The sequence below is a fragment of the Halorubrum sp. 2020YC2 genome, from assembly GCF_018623055.1.
Taxonomy (GTDB): domain Archaea; phylum Halobacteriota; class Halobacteria; order Halobacteriales; family Haloferacaceae; genus Halorubrum.
Map to the genome: position 1 here is coordinate 2231150 of NZ_CP076019.1, position 19844 is coordinate 2250993.

Annotated in this window: 19 protein-coding genes; 4 read left to right on the forward strand and 15 right to left on the reverse strand. The window is 71.1% G+C overall.

The features are described from left to right. Positions 1 to 135: 135 nt before the first annotated feature. Entirely contained in the window at positions 136 to 1500 is a 1365-nt protein-coding gene (gene glmM / locus KI388_RS11190) for a phosphoglucosamine mutase (RefSeq protein WP_215086704.1), read from the forward strand. A gap of 466 nt (positions 1501 to 1966) precedes the next feature. Here glmM and KI388_RS11195 read toward each other — a convergent pair whose 3' ends face one another. The 7 genes from KI388_RS11195 to KI388_RS11225 all read right to left on the reverse strand — a co-directional run bounded on the left by KI388_RS11195 (position 1967) and on the right by KI388_RS11225 (position 6883). After that, complete coding sequence (locus KI388_RS11195; RefSeq protein ID WP_215086705.1) at positions 1967 to 2698, reverse strand: Sjogren's syndrome/scleroderma autoantigen 1 family protein; 732 nt, start codon at positions 2696 to 2698, stop codon at positions 1967 to 1969. A 114-nt stretch (positions 2699 to 2812) separates the two neighbouring features. Next, complete coding sequence (gene sufU / locus KI388_RS11200) at positions 2813 to 3235, reverse strand: Fe-S cluster assembly sulfur transfer protein SufU (protein WP_215086706.1); 423 nt, start codon at positions 3233 to 3235, stop codon at positions 2813 to 2815. 452 nt (positions 3236 to 3687) lie between these two features. Further along, positions 3688 to 4083, reverse strand: coding sequence for a thioredoxin family protein (locus KI388_RS11205; protein WP_215086707.1), 396 nt, complete (start codon positions 4081 to 4083; stop codon positions 3688 to 3690). Between the two features lie 108 nt (positions 4084 to 4191). Beyond that, entirely contained in the window at positions 4192 to 4407 is a 216-nt protein-coding gene (locus tag KI388_RS11210) for a CbaC protein (protein WP_215086708.1), read from the reverse strand. Next, on the reverse strand, positions 4404 to 6194 hold the full coding sequence (locus KI388_RS11215) for a b(o/a)3-type cytochrome-c oxidase subunit 1 (RefSeq protein WP_215086709.1): 1791 nt from the start codon (positions 6192 to 6194) through the stop codon (positions 4404 to 4406). The genes KI388_RS11210 and KI388_RS11215 overlap by 4 nt, the downstream gene beginning before the upstream one ends. After that, positions 6191 to 6700 (reverse strand): cytochrome c oxidase subunit II, encoded by a 510-nt coding sequence (locus tag KI388_RS11220; protein ID WP_215086710.1) that lies wholly within the window; start codon positions 6698 to 6700, stop codon positions 6191 to 6193. The genes KI388_RS11215 and KI388_RS11220 overlap by 4 nt, the downstream gene beginning before the upstream one ends. Before the next feature lie 6 nt (positions 6701 to 6706). Next, positions 6707 to 6883, reverse strand: a complete 177-nt coding sequence (locus KI388_RS11225; protein WP_215086711.1) for a hypothetical protein — start codon at positions 6881 to 6883, stop codon at positions 6707 to 6709. Positions 6884 to 6980: 97 nt separating this feature from the next. Here KI388_RS11225 and KI388_RS11230 point away from each other — a divergent pair, with 97 nt between their 5' ends. Then, a complete protein-coding gene (locus KI388_RS11230; RefSeq protein WP_215086712.1) occupies positions 6981 to 7181 on the forward strand; it encodes a hypothetical protein in 201 nt (66 codons plus the stop codon). A gap of 73 nt (positions 7182 to 7254) precedes the next feature. Beyond that, the gene (locus tag KI388_RS11235) at positions 7255 to 9735 is read left to right on the forward strand and encodes a cation-translocating P-type ATPase (RefSeq protein ID WP_215086713.1); all 2481 of its coding nucleotides are present in this window, start codon (positions 7255 to 7257) and stop codon (positions 9733 to 9735) included. A 19-nt stretch (positions 9736 to 9754) separates the two neighbouring features. On the opposite strand, the gene KI388_RS11240 is transcribed toward KI388_RS11235, so the two are convergent. The 6 genes from KI388_RS11240 to KI388_RS11265 form a co-directional block, all read right to left on the reverse strand. Then, positions 9755 to 10315 (reverse strand): hypothetical protein, encoded by a 561-nt coding sequence (locus KI388_RS11240; protein WP_215086714.1) that lies wholly within the window; start codon positions 10313 to 10315, stop codon positions 9755 to 9757. A gap of 118 nt (positions 10316 to 10433) precedes the next feature. Then, positions 10434 to 10676: an Rdx family protein gene (locus tag KI388_RS11245; RefSeq protein WP_215086715.1), complete on the reverse strand. Its 243-nt coding sequence runs from the start codon at positions 10674 to 10676 to the stop codon at positions 10434 to 10436. A gap of 89 nt (positions 10677 to 10765) precedes the next feature. After that, on the reverse strand, positions 10766 to 11848 hold the full coding sequence (locus tag KI388_RS11250) for a HAMP domain-containing sensor histidine kinase (RefSeq protein ID WP_215086716.1): 1083 nt from the start codon (positions 11846 to 11848) through the stop codon (positions 10766 to 10768). Positions 11849 to 11935: 87 nt separating this feature from the next. Next, positions 11936 to 13339, reverse strand: coding sequence for a heme o synthase (locus tag KI388_RS11255; protein WP_215086717.1), 1404 nt, complete (start codon positions 13337 to 13339; stop codon positions 11936 to 11938). Positions 13340 to 13451: 112 nt separating this feature from the next. Next, positions 13452 to 13904: an adenylyltransferase/cytidyltransferase family protein gene (locus tag KI388_RS11260; protein WP_215086718.1), complete on the reverse strand. Its 453-nt coding sequence runs from the start codon at positions 13902 to 13904 to the stop codon at positions 13452 to 13454. Continuing rightward, entirely contained in the window at positions 13901 to 14416 is a 516-nt protein-coding gene (locus KI388_RS11265; RefSeq protein WP_215086719.1) for a Mov34/MPN/PAD-1 family protein, read from the reverse strand. The genes KI388_RS11260 and KI388_RS11265 overlap by 4 nt, the downstream gene beginning before the upstream one ends. A 140-nt stretch (positions 14417 to 14556) precedes the next feature. Here KI388_RS11265 and KI388_RS11270 point away from each other — a divergent pair, with 140 nt between their 5' ends. Next, positions 14557 to 16527, forward strand: a complete 1971-nt coding sequence (locus KI388_RS11270; RefSeq protein WP_215086720.1) for an OB-fold nucleic acid binding domain-containing protein — start codon at positions 14557 to 14559, stop codon at positions 16525 to 16527. Between the two features lie 27 nt (positions 16528 to 16554). On the opposite strand, the gene KI388_RS11275 is transcribed toward KI388_RS11270, so the two are convergent. Continuing rightward, positions 16555 to 18270 (reverse strand): phospholipase D-like domain-containing protein, encoded by a 1716-nt coding sequence (locus KI388_RS11275; protein WP_215086721.1) that lies wholly within the window; start codon positions 18268 to 18270, stop codon positions 16555 to 16557. 63 nt (positions 18271 to 18333) lie between these two features. Beyond that, entirely contained in the window at positions 18334 to 19767 is a 1434-nt protein-coding gene (locus tag KI388_RS11280; RefSeq protein ID WP_215086722.1) for a HEAT repeat domain-containing protein, read from the reverse strand. Positions 19768 to 19844 lie beyond the last annotated feature (77 nt).

A 19844-nucleotide genomic window follows, 5' to 3' on the forward strand; every position in this document is an offset into this window, starting at 1 on the left:
GCCATGAACCGCACGCGTCGGCGCGGCGAGACGGACGCGTCGGCGGCGTCGAGAGTCCCGGAACGCCGCCCGGCGCCGCGCCGTCGTCCGTGGCGCTTCGGAACCGCTTTCCCCTCGGCCGGCGGATGGCCCCGCATGGAGCTGTTCGGATCGAGCGGCATCCGCGGGGTCGCGTTGCGGTACCTCACGCCCGCGCTCGTCCTCGACATCGCGAAGGCGGCCGGGACGGTCTGGGACGCCGACCGCGTCGCCGTGGCGCGCGACACGCGGACGACCGGAGAGCTGTTCGCGAACGCGGCCGCGAGCGGGCTCGCCGCCGTCGGCTGCGACGTCGACCGTCTCGGGGTCGTCCCCACGCCCGCGGTCGGCAACTACTGCGAGTCCGCCGGCGTCCCCGCCGTCCTCGTCACCGCCTCGCACAACCCGCCCGAGTTCAACGGGATCAAGCTCGTCGGTGACGACGGCGTCGAGCTCTCGGTCGACGTGTTAGAGCGGATCGAGCGGCGCGTGCTCGACGACGAGTACGACCACGCCGACTGGCGGACGGCCGGCGCGACGACGCCGGTCGAGGGGGCCGTCGACGACTACGTCGACCAGCTGATCGGCGCGGTCGACCGCGAGGCGGTCGCGGACGCCGATCTCACGGTCGCGGTCGACCCCGGCCACGGCGCGGCCTCCGTGGCCTCGCCCCGGATCTACCGCGAACTCGGCTGCGAGGTGCTGACGGTGAACGCGACGCCGGACGGCCACTTCCCCGGTCGAGATTCCGAGCCGGTCGCGGAGAACTTGGAAGCGCTCTCGCGGCTGGTCGCGACCTCCGAGGCCGACGTGGGAATCGCGCACGACGGCGACGCGGACCGGGCCGTCTTCGTCGACGAGACCGGCGCGTTCGTCGACGGCGACACCTCCTTCGCGGCGCTGGCGGACGCCTGCCTCGAACCGGGCGACGCGGTCGTCAGCGCGGTCAACGTCTCCCAGCGGCTCGTCGACGTTTGCGCCGACAACGACGCCGACCTCGAACTGACGCCCATCGGCGCCACGAACATCATCACCCGCACGCGCGACCTCCACGAGGAGGGCGTCAACGTCCCCATCGCCGGGGAGGGCAACGGGGGCGTGTTCTTCCCGCCCTACCGCCTGTCACGAGACGGGGCGTATATCGGCGCGCGCTTCCTCGAACTGCTCGCGGACGCGGACGGCGCGCCCGTTAGCAATATCGTCGCGCCGTACAGCGACTACCACTTCGTCCGGGTGAACGTGGAGTACGCGGACGACGACGAGCGCGACGAGATGCTCTCGGCCGCCCGCGCCTACGTCGAGACGGCCGACGCGGAGCCGAACACGACCGACGGCTACCGGCTCGACTACGGCGACGCGTGGGTGCTCGTCCGCCCCTCCGGCACCGAGCCGAAGATCCGGATCTACGCCGAGTCCGCCGACGCCGACCGCGCCGAGCGGCTGGCGAAAGACATGCGCGTCGCCGTCGAGAGCGGCCGATAGCGGCGATCTATTTATAAATGAAACTGCGGTGGCGTCGCCGGCGGCCTTGCCGCCGGCTGTAAGAGGCGCGTCGCGCCTCCCTGCGTGCCGACGAACGCCCGAAGGGCGTGAGTCGCACGCGCGAGGGAGTCGGTGGTCCGGAGCGAAGCGGAGGACCACCGACGAGGCTGGGGAGGTGTGAGGTGCTGTGCGGGGTGGGACTCAAAGGGGCAGCCGGGAGAAGCCCGGAGGCGATGCAAGCACCGTAGCGAAGGAGCGGAGCGGCTGAGCGAGGAGCGCAGCGAGCGTCCGGGCTTCTCCCGGCTGGGGCTTTGGAGGAGTTCGCCGCCGACCTACTGTTAACTGCTTATAAACGAGCGGCTGGGGCTTTGGCGGTGTTCACCGGCGATCCGGTGGCAGCAATTTATAAATAAACAACCGGACCTCCGACAGCAGTCACCACCCAGAGTCGTATTTATAAGTAGTATCAGTCCAGCGCGGCGAGCGCCTCGGCCGCCTCACGGGCCGCTTCGAGGTGGTCGCGGGCGCGGCGCGGGTCGTCCGCCTCCTCGGCGGCGCGGGCGAACCGCGTCAGCGTCCGCGTCAGCGACGCGCGAGCGGCGCCGATACCCTCGGCGTCGTCGACCGAACCCGAGGGCGCGGGCCGCTGGGACTCAGAGCGCTGAGACCCGGAGGGCCGGGACCCGGACTGCTGGGACCCGGCGCGCTGCGGCGGCGACTGCGGGGACTCGGACTGCCGGGACGGCGCGGCCGACCGCGGAGACGACCGCGACTCGGCGGGTTCGTTCGCGACGGAGTCGACCGGCTCCACGTTCGGGTCGGGCCGAGACGCCCCGGCCGCGTCGGCCGGCGTCGCCGCGCCGGGGTCGGCCGAGCCGTTCTCGGCGGCGCCGGCGTCAACGCCGCCTTCCGCGGCCGCCCCCGCGTCGCCCGAACCCTCAGCTCCGCCAGCGGTCGGGGCCTCGCCGGCGTCCTGCGCCCCTGCGCTTCCGGCCTCGTTCCCGCAGGTGGGGCAGAACTCGCGGCCGTCGTGGCGGAAGATGGGGTCGCCGCACTCCTCGCAGTGGCGGTTCGTCATCGTCGCGCCCTTCAGGAGGAGTTCGGACATTCGCTGGGTGTGTTCGCGCTTCTGTTCGTCCTCCGCGAACTTTTCGCGGAGCTTCTCGCGTTCCGCTTCCTTGTCGAACTCGTCGCTCATAGGCGGACGAACGTGGTTCGCGGGCAAAAGTTCGGCGGGCTCGGGACGGACGACCGTGCGGCGGGAGGCTCCGAGCGCGGCGACGGCGGTCGGCGGCTCTCGGACCGCGAGCGGCTACTCCTCGGTCACCGTGCGGTCGTCCGGGTCGAGTTCGCCGCGGTGGATCTTCGAGCCGTCCTGCGCGACCTGCCGGCCGAGCACCGCGCACTTCACGCGCATCGGGGAGATGTCGACGCCGAGCATCTCGGTGACGTCGTCGGTGTCGAGCGCGTCGAGTTCGTCGACGCTCATCCCGTGGAGCCGCTCCGAGAGCATGCTCGCGGAGGCCATCGAGATGGCGCAGCCGTCGCCGGTGAACCGCACCGCCTCGACGGTCTCCTCGGCGTCGTCGAGTTCGACGTCCATCCGGATCGTGTCGCCACAGGAGGGGTTCTCGCCGACGTGCGTGAAGTCCGGATCCTCAAGTTCCCCGTAGTTGCGCGGGTTCTTGTAGTGGTCGAGGATCTGCTGTCGGTACATGTCCGAGCCCAGTCCCATACTACCTGCGAGTACGCCGGTCCGGCTCAAAAGGGTTCCGTCGAGCGCGACCATTTATAAACGAGAACGGCACGTGCGGCGTCGCGTGCCGACGAGCGGCCGCCGAAGGCGGGCGCGAGGAGCACGCGCGAGGGAGTCAGTCGCCGGAGCGAAGCGACGGCGACTGACGAGGCTGGGGAGGTGTGAGGTGCGGTTGCGGTGCTGGGCGGGACTCAAAGGGGCAGCCGTGAGGCGGGCGCAGGCGAAGCAAGCACCGCAACGAGGGAGCGAACGAAGTGAGCGACCGAGTGAGGCGCACAGCGAGCGTGCGCCCGCCTCACGGCTGGGGCTTTGGCGGTGTTCTCCGCAGATCGACTACCACCTATTTATAAGCGAGCGACTGGGCCTTCGGTGGTGCTCGCGTCGAGGCTCCGGGTTCTTACGGCAAGTGCGGATCGAGAGATCGCTCCCGATTAAACCGCGTGCTCGTCGACCCACGCCGCGAGGTCCTCTCCCGGGATGAACCCCTCGGCGCGCCGTGCGACCGGCTCGCCGTCGACGAAGAGGACGAACAGCGGGACGCTCCGCACGTCGAACCGCTCGACCAGGGGCGGGTCGTCGCGGGGGTTGACCAGCCCGACCGCGAGGTCCGTCTCGACGCCGCGGGCGACGTTGCCCAACACCGGCTCCATGCTCGCGCAGATCCCGCAGCCGTCGGTGTAGAACTCCACGAGCGCGACGCCCGCGTCGTCGACGAGGGCGTCGAGCGCGTCCGCGTCCGCCAGCGAGACCGGCCGGTCGGCGCCCGAGAGCCCGTCGCCGGACGCGCCGGCGTCCTCGGCGGTGTTCGACACAGTATTGGATTCCATACGCATTATTGGGTGCGAGCAGGGATAACTGCTTCTGTCGTCGGAGTCGACCGCGGTCGCGAAGAGCGAACCCGGCGAGAAGGAGTCGGTGCGGCGGAAATTGCGCCGCTACGCCGGCTTGTCGCCGTCCGGTTCGGTCCGCCACCCGCCCTTCAGCGTAACGTACCAGACCGCGGCGCCGGCGAGGACGAAGACGGCGGCCATGTACGGGATGATCGGCAGTTCGACCCCGACGAAGTCGAGCACCGTCCGGAACTCGTAGACGATCACGCCGAATATCGCGAGCGTCACGAGCAGGCCGCCGCGGCTCACGTCGACGCTCATCGGACCACCTCGGCCAGCGAGGCCGACGCGTCGACGACCGCGCCGAGCGGCGTCGCCGCCGCGTCCGCGAGCGCGTCCACCAGGGGCGCGACCCACACCGGATACGTGCCGACGCCGGGGCCGAGCAGCCCGCCGCGGTTGATGATCGCCGCGATCGGGAGCGCGTACGCGAGGACGACCAGCACGACCGCGATGCTCACCCACAGGCGGAGGTTATCGAGTACCAGCGGGGCGTCCTCCGCGCCGGAGACCGGGTTCGGAAGCGGTTCCGCGAGCCCAGACACGCGGGTGTTCCCCATCGTCAGCGCGAGGTTCCCGAGGAAGAGGATCGTCGAGACGAAAAGCAGGGTGCCCCCGATGGCGATCTGGATGTTGAGCTCCTCGAACCCGCCGAACATCGTCGGGTAGTCGAATCCCGAGTACTCCGGTTCGGCAGTCCGGCGCGGAACGCCGAGCAGCCCCTGCGCGTGCATCGCGTTCGACATCAGCGCCATGCCGATGAACCAGAGCACGACCTGGAACAGCCCGATTTGGCTGCTGTAGATCGGCTTGTTGCTGATCTGCGGCCAGATCCAGTAGGTTCCGGCCATCATCGTCAGCGCGACCGCGGTCCCGACGGTGAGGTGGAAGTGACCGGGCACCCACAGCGTGTTGTGGATGAGGTAGTTGATGTTCATCCCCGCGTTGACCATCCCCGAGAAGCCGCCCGCGGCGAACATCAGGCCGGCGAGCATCATCCCGGTGAACTCCGGCTTCCGCCACGGGAGGTTCGTGAGCCAGCCGAGCAGCCCGGTGCCGCCGTTCTTACGGGCGCCGTACTCGACGCTCGCGACGACCGTGAACGCCGTGAGCAGGCTCGGCAGCAGGAGGAACATCGTGTTCGTCATCGAGATGAACTTGAACCCCTCCGCGATCCCGGGGTCGAGGTACTGGTGGTGGATCCCGACCGGGGTCGAGAGGAGGAGGAACAGCACGAACACGACCCGAGCCAGCGGGTCGCTGAACAGCCGCCCGCCGGCGATCTTCGGTAGCACCGTGTACCAGAGCATGTACGCCGGCATCAGCCAGAAGTAGACGACCGGGTGACCGAAGAACCAGAACAGCGTCCGGGTGAGCGTCGGGTTCACCTGGTCTATCAGGCCGAGCGACCACGGGAGCAGGAACAGGAGAACGGAGGCAGCCACGGCGGACGTGGCGATGTACCACATCGTCATGGTCGTCAACACCATGAACGTCTGGAGGGGGATCCGCTCGTCGGGATGGTCGCTCCGCCACGCGAGGAACGTGCGGAACCAGTCGGCGCCGGCGATCCACGTGCCGACGATGAACACCACGAGCCCAGTGTAAAACAGCGGGTGCGCCTGAAGCGGCGCGTAGAAAGTGAAGAGTACGTCCGCGCTCATGTCGATCGAGTCGACGAACCCGGCGAGGATCGATATCCCCGTGAGCGTCATGCCGGCCGCCATCAGCCCGTACCACGTCCACGTGATCTTGATGTTTATGAGCGGCCGGTCCAGACTGCGCGTCAGCGCCCAGGTGAACAGCCCCACGAGGAAGAAGATCGTGAAGCTGATCACCATGAAGACGCCGTGCGCGGTGAGAACGGTGTAGTAGTCCGTCGAGGGAATGATCCGCGCGACGTCGGTCCGGTGGAGCGTCTGGATGATCCCGAAAATCGCGCCGAGGAACAGCGCGAAGAAGGCGCTCAAGAAGGCCGCACGGACGATCCGGGCCTCGTCCGGGAACTTGTCGACGAACGTCCGTTCGGCCTCGATGGCCTCGCTCATTCGCCGTCACCCCCGCTGCTCTCGAACTCCGACTGGCTCACGACGTTGAGCTTCCCCTCCATCGCGTGGTGGCCGGCACCGCAGTACTCGTTACAGACGATCCCGTACTCGGCCGGACCGTCGGTCTCGACCGTGATCTCCGAGACCTCACCGGGAACCACCATCGTGTTCGCGTTCGTGCCCGCGACCTCGAACCCGTGGATCACGTCCGCGGAGGTGACGTAGAACGTCACCGTGCTGTTCGCGGGCACGACGATCGGATCCGGTTGGAACCCGAACTGCCGGGCGACGACGTACGCCTCGTACTCGTTTTCGCCCACCTGCTCGACCCGCGGCTCTGAGAACCGCTCGTCCTCATCGAGCGCCCCGGAATCGATCGTCGACTGCGAGTCGGCGACCATCGCCACGCCCGGGCCGACGGCGCCGTACGTCACGGTGCCGATGAGAGCGAGGATCAACACGACCGACAGCGCGAGCCAGAGCTTCTCGTACGCGTGAATGTGCACGTCAGATCACCCCACTACGACGAGGTCTCGTCCGAGGAACTCGATGTAGTAGATGTACACCCATGCGAGCACTAGAATCGCGAAGTAGATCCCGATGAGCGTGAGCGTGCCGATCGGGTCGAACTCCTCGCCGTCGCCGCCCACGTCGTCCGCGCCGGCGTGTACGGTCTCGCTTCGAGCCATATCCCGGTTTATGACCCTCGTAATATATACGATCGACTCGTTCCCAACTCATGAGAACTTTGCCGTTATCTATGACTACCAGAAGCGTACTGAGTCCATGCGATTCTCGTTACAACAGGCCGTGCTCTTGGTCCTCGGCGGGCTCGTTCCCGCGGCGGTGTTCATCGCCGACCGCGCGGAGTTCGTCGTCGCGGTCACGCTTGTGAACGTGCTGCTCATCTGGGCGAGCCTCCGGATCGCGACCGGCGGGAGCTTCCCGGGATTCGCCGGCGACGCGGACGAGACGGAACACGCGTAGTCGACCCGAACAGGCCGCGGGACCACCGCCCCCGGTCCGCGGACCGCCAGAATAGAGCCCGAACGGACCACGCATGACAGGCTGTACACTCTGTGACCTCCCGACCGGGGACGACCCGCACACGGCCCCCGACGTCGACGGCGAGTTCTGCTGCCGCGGCTGCCTGACGGTCGCGCGCTCGCTCGACGACGTCGAGGACCTCGAGGACCTCGACGAGCGGCGGCCGGACGCGACGCCGGACGACGGGTTCGACGGCGAGACGACGTTCCTCCACGTCGACGGGATGCACTGCGCGACCTGCGAGTCGTTCCTCGAGATGACGGCGGGCGAGCAGGACGGGGTCGCGGCGGCCGAGGCGAGCTACGCCACCGACACGATCCGGGTCGACTACGACCCCGACGCCGTGAGCGCCGAGGAACTCCCCGACCGGCTCTCGGTCGCGGGGTACACCGCGAGCGACCGCGCCGACCCGGACGCGGAGGACGACGACGCGGTCGTCCGGTTCCTCATCGGCGGCGGCTTCTTCGGGATGATGGCGATGCTGTGGTACGTCCTCTTCTTATACCCGACCTACTTCGGGTACGAGCCGATCGTCGATCTGGGCGGCGTCTCCGGCACCTACCTCTTCGCGCAGATCTGGCTGTTCGCCTCCATCGTGCTGTTTTACACCGGCTACCCGATCCTGCGGGGCGCGTACGTGAGCCTGCGGGCGCGGCAGCCGAACATGGACCTGCTCGTGTCGCTCGCGGCGACGAGCTCGTACGCGTACAGCACGCTCGCGCTGCTCGTCGGCCGGACCGACCTCTACTTCGACGTGACAATCGCCGTAATCTTAGTCGTCACCGCCGGCAACCACTACGAGTCGATCATCAAGCGGCGGGCGACCGGCATGCTCGCGGACCTGACGACGACCGAGGACCGCACCGTGCGGACCGAGGCGGGCGAGACCGTCGCCGCCGACGCGGTCGACCCCGGCGACCGCCTCCTCGTCCGCCCCGGCGAGCGCGTGCCGTTCGACGGGACCGTCGCAGAGGGGACCGCCGCGGTCGACGAGGCCCTAGTGACCGGCGAGTCGCTGCCGGCGACGAAACGCGAGGGCGACCCGGTCCGCGGGGGCACCGTCGTCACCGACTCGCCGGTCGTCGTCGAGGTGGGCGAGGACGCGGCGAACACCCTCGACACCCTCGTGCGGTTGCTCTGGGAGATCCAGAGCTCCCGGTCCGGGATCCAGCGCCTCGTCGACCGGCTGGCGACCGTGTTCGTCCCCCTCGTCGTCGCGGTCGCGGCCGTCGGCGCCACCGCCACGCTGGCGCTCGGGTCGGCGCCGGTCGACGCCGCGCTCGTGGGGCTGACGGTGCTCATCGTCTCGTGTCCCTGCGCGCTCGGGCTGGCGACGCCGCTCGCGGTCGCCGCGGGCATCCGCGACGCCGCCGAGCGCGGCATCGTCGTCGTCTCCGACGCCGTCTTCGAGGCGGCCGCCGAGGTCGACACCGTCGTCCTCGACAAGACCGGGACGCTCACCGACGGCGAGATGCGGCTGCTCGACGCGACCGCCGCGGACGGGACCCCGGTCGACCGCGTCCGCGAACGGGCGGCCGCCGTTGAGGGCGCCTCGGTCCACCCCGTTGCCGAGGCGATCGTCTCGGAGGTGGCCGGCGGCGACCGGGACGCCGCCGAGGGGCGGGCGGCCGACGGGGGCCGCGCAGCGGACGACGCGGCCACCGACGGAGGCGCCGCGACCGCCGGCGACTCGACCGCCGCAGAGGCCGCCGAAGCCGACGCGGGCGAGGGGATCGACCGCCTCGACGGGCCGTCCGCGACGGCCGTCGACGTCTTCGACCGCGGGGTGGCCGGGCGCGTCGACGGCGACGAGGTCGTCGTCGGCCACCCCGACCTCTTCGACGAGCGGGGCTGGCCGGTCTCGGACCGGCTCCGCGAGGCGGGGCGGACCGCGCGCGACCGCGGGAACGTCCCCGTCTACGTCGGCTGGGACGGCCGCGTGCGCGGGGTCCTCGCGGTCGGGGACGAGGTGCGCGACGGGTGGGAGGCGGTCGTGACCGACCTCGACGCGGACGGCCGGCGCGTGGTCGTACTCACGGGCGACGCGCCCGAGGCCGCGGCGCGGTTCGCGGACCACCCCGCGATCGACGAGGTGTTCGCCGAGGTGCCGCCGGAGGCGAAGGCCGAGACGGTCCGCCGGCTCGGCGCGGACGGCTCAGTCGCGATGGTCGGGGACGGGAGCAACGACGCCCCCGCACTCGCCGCGGCCGACCTCGGCGTCTCGGTCGCCTCCGGCACCGACCTCGCGGCCGACGCCGCAGACGCGGTCCTGCTTGACGACCGGCTCTCAGCGGTCCCGGAGCTGTTCGCGGTCACGCGCGGGACGAACCGGCGGCTGAAACAGAACCTCGGCTGGGCGTTCTGCTACAACGCGGTCGCGATCCCGTTGGCGCTCACGGGCGTCCTCAACCCCCTGCTGGCCGCGCTCGCGATGGCGTCGAGCAGCCTCCTCGTGGTGACGAACTCGGCGCGGGCGGTGTTCGACCCCGACTGACGCCGGGCGCGCCGAGGCGTCAGTTCCCGCCGCGCTCCGCGTCCCCCTCGCCGCGACCGCTCGGGAGGAGCCGCCGCCCCAGCGCTCCGAGGCGCTTGTACGCGAGGTTGACGTACAGCCCCGAGAGGAAGACGACCCCGACGACGAGCGGTACGTCGTCGACCCCCTGACCGAGGACGACGTCCGACAGCAGGTAGATCCCGACCCCGAGCGGCAGCGCGGCCGGCAGCCGGAAGTTGTACCGAACGAGCGTGCCCACGGAGGCGTCGAACCGCTCGATGAGCGCCGTGAACACGAACCCCAGCGCGCCGAGCAGGCTGAACAGCGGGACGGAGGGCGGTACGATGCCGGAGGCGAGACCGTCGACGGCGACGAACGGCGCGCCGACCGCCACCGACGCCGCGGCGACGAGCGCGACGGTGAGGAGGACGTCGAGGACGATGACGGCGACCCCGAGCCGCGAGCGGTACCAGATTCGGTCGAGTCCCGTCCGCTCGCCAGCGGCGGCGCTCGAACGGTCCCCGTCGACCGAGGGGGCGGCGCCGGTACCGCTCCGGTTCCGTTCCGATGAGTCCGACATCGGGGATTGGTTCGTCGGCCGACAGTAACTATTTTCTCCTGCGGCGGGACGGGTCGGCGCCGCTCGCGCGGACGAACGACCGGTTGCGAGACGGGCGCGGAGCGCCGTCGACCGGAGACTACGCGGCCGCGCCGACGTGCGGCTTGACCGCCCTGACGATGGCGTCGACGTCGTACTCGTCTTCGGTCTTGTCGAAGACGACCTCGCCGTCCGCGCGGACGACGAACACGCCCGCGTCGCCGGTCACCAAGGCGACCTCGTCGATCTGTTCGCCGAACTGTTTGAGGATCGCCTCGGAGACGTCTTGCGCGCGGTTCAACATGCCACATGGGACGCAGTACTCGACTTCGACGCGGGTCATACGGGACGGCGTTCGAGTCGGACGTACTTAAGATCGCACCGCGCGACGGTCGCGGCCGCGTCGGTTCGCGTCGGCCCGGCCCTCCCGGCTCACGACGGTCGGTCGACGCCGGCGATCTCGAAGCGCGCGCCGCCGTCGTCGCCCGCGCCGATCCGGAGCGTCCAGCCGTGCGCGTCGACGATCTGGTCGACGATCGCCAGCCCGAACCCGGTCCCGTCCTGCGTCGTGGTAAAGCCGGTCTCGCGCACCCGTTCGGCCCGGTCGTCCGGGATCCCGGGGCCATCGTCCTCGAAGAAGAACCCGACTTCCCCGTCGAGCGCGCCCACCCGAACGGTCACCCCCGGACCGCCGTGTTCGACCGCGTTCCGAAAGAGGTTCTCGAAGACGTGCGACAGCCGGTCGGCGTCGGCTCGCACCGCCGGCGGTTCCGCCACGCGAAGCGTCGCGTCGGCCGTGTCCACGCGCGACCAACACCGACGCGCGCACTCGTCGACCGCGACGTCGTCGACCTCGTCGACGCGTTTCCCCTCGCGGGCGAGCGCGAGCGTCTCCCCGATTATGTCCTCCATCCGGTCGAGCGCGGGTTCGACGGCGTCCAAGTGGTCGTCGTCGGGGTGTTCTCGCCTCGCGAGGTCGAGGTGCCCGCGAGCGACGGTGAGGGGGTTCCGGAGGTCGTGACTCACGACGCTCGCGAACTCCTCGAGTCGGTCCCGCTCGCGGCGGAGCTCGGTCCGCCGGATCCGATCGCGTTCGGCCCTGACCTCGCGTTCGATAGCCCTCGCCTCGAACAGCCCGATGAGCAGCCCGATACCGCCGCCGAAGCCGATCGCCCAGCGGATCCAGCCGAACACCTGAAACGCGGACTCGGTCGGGAGCGTCGGCATGAACCCGACGTTGACGAGGAGAAACACCGCCGCACCCGCGAGCCACCACCGGTTGAGACGCCGGTACCGCGCGACCGAGATATCGGACCGCGGGAGCCGTCGGACGAGGTAGCCCACCCCGAGCAGGACCGCGGCCGAGGAGACGTACCCCACCCAGTAGCCGCTCGGCTCGGGGACGGATCCGACCGAGAGCAACGCGAGTTCTCCGGCGAGCGAGAGGACGAACGCGAGGCCGAGGCCCCAGATCGGCCACAGCGGTTTGACGACCGTTTTCGGCGGAGCAGCCATCGATTGCGGGCGCTCGGCTCGGGATCGGATAACCGGTACCGTTCCGGCTATCAGTTTCGAGAGGGCCGGCCGCTTCGAGCGACCGGCTCAGACCACGAGCGAGTCGAAGACGACGGCGAACAGCAGGAGCCCGAGGTAGGCGTTCGACGCGTGGAACGCGCGGAACGCCGCCCCCTCCGTCTGCTCGTAGTGGAGCCGGACGACCGCCCAGAGGAAGACGGCCCCGACGCCGACGCCGACGACGGCGTACAGCGCGCCGAGCGGCTCGGCGGCCGCGGCGAGCGCGACCGCGGCGACCAGCGTCGCCCCGAGGTACCAGAGGATGTGGCGGCGCGTCGCGGTCTCGCCGCGGACGACGGGCATCATCGGGAAGCCGCCGCGCTCGTAGTCGTCCTTGTACGCTAACGCGAGGTTGTAGAAGTGCGCGGGCGTCCACAGGAAGATGACGAGGGCGAGCAGCAGGCCGCCGCCGCCGACCTCGCCCGTGACCGCGGCCCAGCCGATGAGCGCCGGGAGCGCGCCGGCCGCGCCGCCGAGGACGGTGTTCTGGACCGTGTTCGGCTTGAGGACGAGCGTGTACACGACGCTGTAAAACAAGATCGCGACCAGCCCGAGCGCGGCCGTCAGCGGGTTCACCGTCCAGAACAGCGCGAGCGAGGCGAGCGCGAGGGCGGTGCCGAACGCGAGCGCGTGCGAGACCGGCACGAGGTCGGTCGCGAGCGGGCGGTCGCTGGTGCGTTGCATCCGCTTGTCCACGTCGCGCTCGAACACGTGGTTGAACGTGCCGGAGGCACCGATGGAGAGCGCGCCGCCGGCGAGCGTCGCGCCGACCGCGTACGGGGTGAACCCAGGACCGCCCCGGAGCGCCATCGCCGCGGCGGCGACGAGGCAGAGCAGCCACATCAGGCGCGGCTTCATCAGCCGGAAGTACGCCGCCGCGGTCGCCTTCAGCCGCGGGAGCGTCGCGGACGGGATGTCCGGCTCCGGCGCCTCCTCTATCGGCGGGAGGTCGTCGGTGCCGGGCTCGAAGTCGTCGGGGGCGTCGTCCGGCGTTCCGGTCTCGGCCTCCAGCCACCAGGCGAGCGCCGCGAGGACGGCGCCGAAGATGCCGACGCCGAGGAGGAGGTGCGCCGAGCCGAGCGCGGCCGGGAGGTCTCCGAGGGCGACGAGCGCGCCGACGCCGGCCTGGGCGGGGTAGACGACGAGCGCGACCGCGAGCGCGGCGCGGACCCGACGGTCGACGCCGTCCCGCCACGCGAGCGCGGCGGAGAGCGCGACCAGAAGACCGACCACGACCGCGAGGACGCGGTGGCCGAGGGCGATCCACCCCGCCGTCTCCGTCGGGAGGGCGACGCCGCCACCGCAGGCGGGCCAGCCGCCGCAGGCGGTCGCCGCCTCCGTGAGGGAGGTGGTCGCGCCGACGACGACGAGCAGGTACACGCCCATCGCGGCCGCGGCCAACACCGCGGGGAACTTGTCGGGGATGTTCACTCACCTCGGTTTGGGAGCCAGTCCATTTAGATGCCGCGCTTCCGCTCCCCCCGAGTTCGCTCAACGGAGCGTCCCGGGTTCGGGCGGCGGCGCGTCCGGGTCGCGCGGCGGGTTACGAGCGGGTCGCGTCCGACTCGCCGCCGCGCTCGCGCAGGATGCGGTCGACGATGTCGCCGCTGGAGAGCAGTTCGTCCTCGTAGTTCGGCTCCCGGCCCGACGCGCGCTCGACCCGGCAGTCGACGCCGCGGGCGTCGAGGGCGGCCGCGATGTCCGCCTCGTCGTGGTGCTGGTCGAACCCGAGCACGATCACGTCGGGGTCGAGCCGCTCGATGGGGACGAACACGTCTTCCGGGTCCCCGAGGTGGGCCTCGTCGACCGCGTCGAGCGCCGCGACCATGTCGCGCCGCTGGCGGGCGCAAAGCACCGGGGCGGGCTTGTGCGTGACGTTCGGGCGGCGGGCGACGATGGCGTGGAGTTCGTCGCCGTGCGTCGCCGCGTCTTCGAGGTAGTGGACGTGGCCGGGGTGGAGCAGGTCGAACGTTCCCTGCGCGACGACCCGGGTCATCGTAGCCACGAGAGGAAGCCGCCCGAGTCGCTGTCGTCCAGTTCGCGGTCGATGTCCTCCTGAGTGAAATCGAAGAAGTGCTCGTCGGGCACCTCCACGTCGAGCACGTCGAGGGTGGTCTGTCGCCCCTCGTTGTCGAACGCCTTCCAGTCGCCCCACCCGTAGGGCGCGCCGGCGATGATGTGGACTTTTCCCTGCCCGAACGTCGCGAGGTCGGCGTCGCTCGGCCGCAGCGCGCCGTTGGGATGGGAGTGGACCGAGCCGACCGCGCGCATGTCGTTCGGCTTCATGTGCGATCGGACGCTGGCGCTCGTCGGACTCGACTCCGTTCCCGGGATGACCAGCACGTCGGTTATCACCTGGCCGTCTCGGTCGAGGTCCAGCTTCCGGGCGTCGTCCGCGCGGAGGAACCCCATGTACTCGTTGGGGTGGGTCTCCTCGCTCGCCTCGAGGACGAAATCCAGGGTCTCTCGGGCGATCCCGAGGAGCTCGTCCGAGCGGAACAGTCGCATGTCCGAGATAAGTCGCCGTCGCCTCATAGGGGTTCCGGACCGCGGGACGCGGCGGGGCGTATCGGCCCCGTGCGGGCGAGCTTCGGCCCCGCGAGCCCCGAGAGAACAGGCTTAACACCGGCCGTTCCCGAGGAGTGTCCATGAGCGAAAACACCGCCGGGGATTCCGGCACGCGGGGCGATTCGAGCCCCGAACCCGACGCCGACGCGGCGGAGGGGACGGTCGAGGATCGGTCGGAGCGCGCGGCCGACGACCGCCCGACCGTCTACGATCTGGCACCGGACTGTACCCTCGAAGACGCCGAGGTCGACGCCTTGTACCACGCCGAGGTCAACGGCGTCGTCGACTACGGCGTGTTCGTCGACCTCTCCGACGCCCTCTCCGGTCTCGTCCACGAGTCGAACCTCGACGGCGACTACGCGGTGGGCGACCGGTTGGTCGTCCGGCTCACCGAGGTGAAGGAGAACGGCGACGTCGCGTTCGACGACGTCGACCCCGACGACTACCGGACCGAGACCGTCGCCCACGAGCCGACCGTCTCGCGGGTCCGGGGGCTCGCCCCGGGCGACGAGGTGACCGTCGAGGGCGAGGTCGTCCAGGCGAAACAGACGGGCGGCCCCACGATATTCGCCGTCGCGGACGCCTCCGGCGTCCTCTCCTGTGCCGCGTTCGAGTCCGCCGGCGTCCGGGCGTACCCGGAGGTCGAGGTGGGCGACATGGTCCACGTCTCGGGGACGATCGAGAGCCGCGAGGACGCGCTCCAGCTCGAAGTGGACTCGCTGAAGCGGCTCCCCGACGAGCGCGCCGCGGAGGCCCGCGAGCGCTACGAGGCGGCCCTCGACGAGCGCGCCGAGCCCGCCGACGTCGACCCGCTCGTCGAGTGGGAGGCGTTCGAGCCGATCCACGAGGACCTCCGCGAACTCGCCCGGCTGCTCCGCCGGACCGTCCTCACCGGCCGCCCGATCCGCGTCCGCCACCACGCCGACGGTGACGGGATGTGCGCCGCAATTCCGGTTCAGCTCGCCTTGGAGAACCTCGTCGAGGAGGTCCACGGCGACCCCGACGCGGCGCGGCACCTGTTCAAGCGGCTCCCGAGCAAGGCGCCGTACTACGAGATGGAAGACGTCACCCGCGACCTCAACTTCGCCTTGGAGGGCCGCGCCCGCCACGGCCAGAAGCTCCCCTTCCTCCTCATGTTGGACAACGGGTCGACCGAGGAGGACGTGCCGGCCTACGAGAACCTCGCGCACTACGACATCCCCATCGCGGCGGTCGACCACCACCACCCCGACCCCGAGGCGGTCGAGCCGCTGCTCGACGCCCACGTCAACCCGTACCTCCACGGCGAGGACTACCGGGTCACCACCGGGATGATGTGCGTCGAGCTCGCCCGGCTCGTCGACCCGTCGCTCACCGAAGAGCTCGAACACGTGCCGGCGGTCGCCGGCCTCTCCGACCGCTCGAAGGCGGAGGCGATGGACGACTACGTCGCGCTCGCGGAGGGCGCGGGCTACGACGAGTCCGACCTCCTCGACATCGGGGAGGCGCTCGACTACGCCGCCCACTGGCTCCGCTACTCCGAGGGGAAGACGCTCGTCAACGACGCCCTCAACGTGGGCTGTGACGACGAAGGGCGCCACGAGGAGCTGGTCGAGTTCCTCTCCGACCGCGCCGAGCGCGACGTGGAGCGCCAGCTCGACGCCGTCGACGACCACGTCGAACACGAGCGGCTCGCATCGGGCGCGCACCTCTACCGGATCGACTTAGACGAGTACGCGCACCGGTTCACCTACCCCGCGCCAGGGAAGACGACCGGCGAGCTCCACGATGCGAAGGTGAAAGCGACCGGCGACCCGGTGATCACCATCGGCTACGGACCCGACTTCTCCGTGCTCCGCTCGGACGGCGTCCGGCTCGACATCCCGAACATGGTGACCGAGCTGAACGAGGAGCTGCCCGAGGCCGGCGTCTCGGGCGGCGGCCACCTCGTCGTCGGCTCGATCAAGTTCGTGAAGGGCCGGCGGAGCGAGGTGATCGAGGCGCTCGTCGCGAAGATGGCGGACGCCGAGATCGACGAGGCGCTCTCGTCGACCATCGCGCTCGACGACTGACCCCGGCCGGGCCCGCGTTCCCACTTCTTACCCGAACGCGACCGCCCGCCGAGCGACGGCGCCGGCCCCCGCGAGCGCGACGCCGAACCCGGCGGCGAAGGAGACCGGAAGCTGGATCCCGCCGCCGCGCCAGTCGGCCGCGTACGCGCGGGCGTAGAAGTCCGCCACCGACTCGTTCTCCACCGCGAGCAGCACCTCCCGGTTGTTCGTCTCCGCGCTCGGGTTCCAGTTGAGGCTGCCGACGACCGCCGCGTTGTCGACGACTAACCCCTTCGCGTGGACCTTCCCGTATCGACCGCGCGGCGCGGCGAGGTCGACGGCGATCGGCTCGTCCGCGAGCCGCTCCGAGAGATTCCGGTTCGCCTCCCGGTCGTACCACGCGTCGGAGAGCAGCAGGTGGACGTCGACGCCGCGCTCGGCCGCGCGCCGGAGCGCCCGCACGATCCGGTCGTCGGGACCGCCGACGCGCGGCACGACCGCGAGCACCCGCTCGTCGGCGGCGTCGATCCGCGCGACGATCCGGTCGGCGGCGTTGCCGGGCGCGGTCAGGACGGCGACGTCCGCCGTCGCCGGGGCCGCCGGCGCCTCGAACCGGGTCGGGTACGAGCCGTTCGCGCGCCCCCCGCCGTGGAACTCGGTCTCGGCGCGGAACTCGCGCCACGGTCGCGCGTCGTGCGCCCGGAAATCGGCGGCGAACAGCGCGGCCAGGTCGTCCGCCGGGGTCTGGTTCCGGTCGACCCCGGCCCCCTCCGCGGTCCCGTTCTCGACGACCACGCCCCAGCCGCGGTTGCTCCGTCCGCCCGTGCCGGAGGGCTTCCAGTTCTCCGTGAGGACGACGGCGCGGTCGTCCGCGACCGCGTACTTCGGGTGGTGGAACCGGAACCGCTCGACCTCGCCGTCGAGGATCCGGACCTCGACGCCGGCGGCCGTCAGCCGGTCGAGCAGCCGCGCGCTCCGCGCGGGGAACCCGCCGACCGGCGACCCCTCCAGCAGCACCCGGACGCGCGCCCCGCGGTCGGCGGCGGCGACGAGCGCGTCCGCGACCCGCTCCGAGGTCAGCGTGTAGCCGGCGAGGAACAGGCGGTCCTCCGCGCTCCGGAGCTGCTCGACCGGGACGCCCGGACTGTCGGGGAGGACGAACGGCGTCACGGCGGCGTCCGCGGTCCGACGCGGCGACCGCGGCTCGTACCCGCGCGGCCGCCACTCGCCCCACGCGGCGCGCCAGCGGTACCCCTCGCGGGCGCGGTCGTAGGCGACGACGTCGACCGCCGTCCCGTTCCGGCGGAGTTCGATCCGGTCACCCGAGGCGGAGAGCGGGAAGTAGTCGCTCAGGCGGCGAACGGCGGTCGAGTCGGTCGGGCCGGCGTCGGTTCCGGGGCCGACCGCGGTCTCGGGGCTGGCGGCGAGGATCGACGCGGTCCGGTTCGGCGCCGTCGATAACGCAACCGTGCCGCTCGCGTTCGCCGGGATCCGGGCGTCGTAGTAGCCGTCGGAGAGCGACCAGTTCCCGCGCTCCGGCAGGGAGACGACGAGGTACTCGCCGCGGTTCTCCTCGGTGGGGGGGTTCGGGTACAGCTCGACGATCCGGGGCTCGCCGGCGACGGCGGAGGCGTTGGCCGGCGCCGGCTCGACCTCGTCTGAAGGCGCTGCCGCCGCCGGCGGACAGAGGACCGCGCTCGCGGCGACGACGAGCAGGAGGAGCGTCGCGACGCGAGACCGGTCGTTCGGAGGACGGGTCGGCACGGAGCGCGTGGCTCCGGTATCTGATAAAAGCGTTCGCGGCGGAGGAGTTCGGCGGAACCCGAGTCAGGCCGTCGGCGCCGGCTCGGGCTCGTCGTCGAGCGCGTCGCGCGCCTTCTCCCCCTCGGTCGAGACGACGAAGGAGTGCTCGTCGGCGTACTCGGCGACCGCTTCGAGCGCCTCGCGGGTCCCGATCTGGCGGAGTGCCCAGCCGGCGGCCGCGCGGACGTCGTCGGACGGGTGCGCTTCGAGCGCGTCGGCGAGCGGCTTGACGGCGCGGGCGTCACCGATCAGCCCGAGCGCGCGGGCGGCGTGGGGGCGGACGAGCTCGTCGGTGTCGCCGTCGGGGTCGAGCTGGTTCGCGAGCGGCTGGACGGCCTCGGACGCGCCGATCTCTCCGAGCGCCTTGAAGACGGCCTTCTGGAGCTGCGGGTTCGAGTCCTCCGGGACGTACTCGACGAGCGTGTCGGTGGCCTCCTCGGCCGCCATCTTCCCGAGGATCCGGATCGCGGGCCGGTCGCGCTTCTCGGCGCGGCCGAGGACCTCCTCGACGGACGCCTCGGTCTTGCCGCGCTTGCCCATCCGCTCGAACGCCTCCAAGCAGTGGCGCTCCATGAAGTCGGACTGCAGCGAGTCGAGCGCGAGGAGGATCATGTCGACGTTGCCCCGCGCCTCGTGTTCCTTCAGCGCGGCCCACTCGACCGGGAAGTCCTTGTAGTGGCCCAGCACGTCGTAGTATCCCTGCGCGCGGAGCTGCTCGTGGGTCTCTAAGTCGTCCCACTCCTCGGCGTCGTCGAGTCCGCCCTCCAGCTCGTCGGTGGCCGCGAGCAGCGCGGCGATGTCGTCGGCGTCGTCGTCCGCGTCGAGGCCGGCGTCAGCGACCGCCCCGGCGACGGCGTCGAGCGCCGCGACGAGCTGGTCGAGGGGCGTCGGATCCCCGGAGTCGGCGTCCGCCTCGCCCTCTGGCTCTTCCAAGAGCGTCTCGGGGTCCTCGTCGGCGGCGGCGAGCGCGTCGTCGATCGCGTCCGCGGCCGCGTCGACGAACGACGCGACGGCGGCGGCGACGTCCTCGCGCCCGTCCGCGGTCCACTCGGTGTCCTCGACCGTCCCGGCGGCGGTCTCGATCGCGTCGACGACGTCCTCGCCGTAGGGACCGCGCGCCTCCTCGACGCCGTCGCGGAGCTCCGCGACGCGGTCCTCGAGGTCGCCGCGGGGGTCCTCGGCGTCCTCGTCGTCCTCGTCCGGCTCGGGGAGGTCCGCCGCCCCGATGCCGGTCTCGGCGTCGTCCAAGAGCGCCTCGACGTCGTCGAGGTCGGCCTCCGTCTCGGCGGCGTCGAGGCGGTCGGCTATCTCGTCGAGGTACTCGTTGAGGGACTCCTCCGTCGGGTCTTCGGGGAGCGTCGGGGCGGCCGTCTCGGTCGACTCGCCGGCGTCCCCGCCGTCGTCCGCGGCGTCGGCCTCCTCGGAGGCGTCGGCCGGGTCGTCGTCGCCGTTGCTCATATACCACGAAGTCCGCGCGTAGTCCATTAAGAGGTTTCCCTTCGCGGGCGCCGTCGATCCCGCCGAGGGAACGAAAG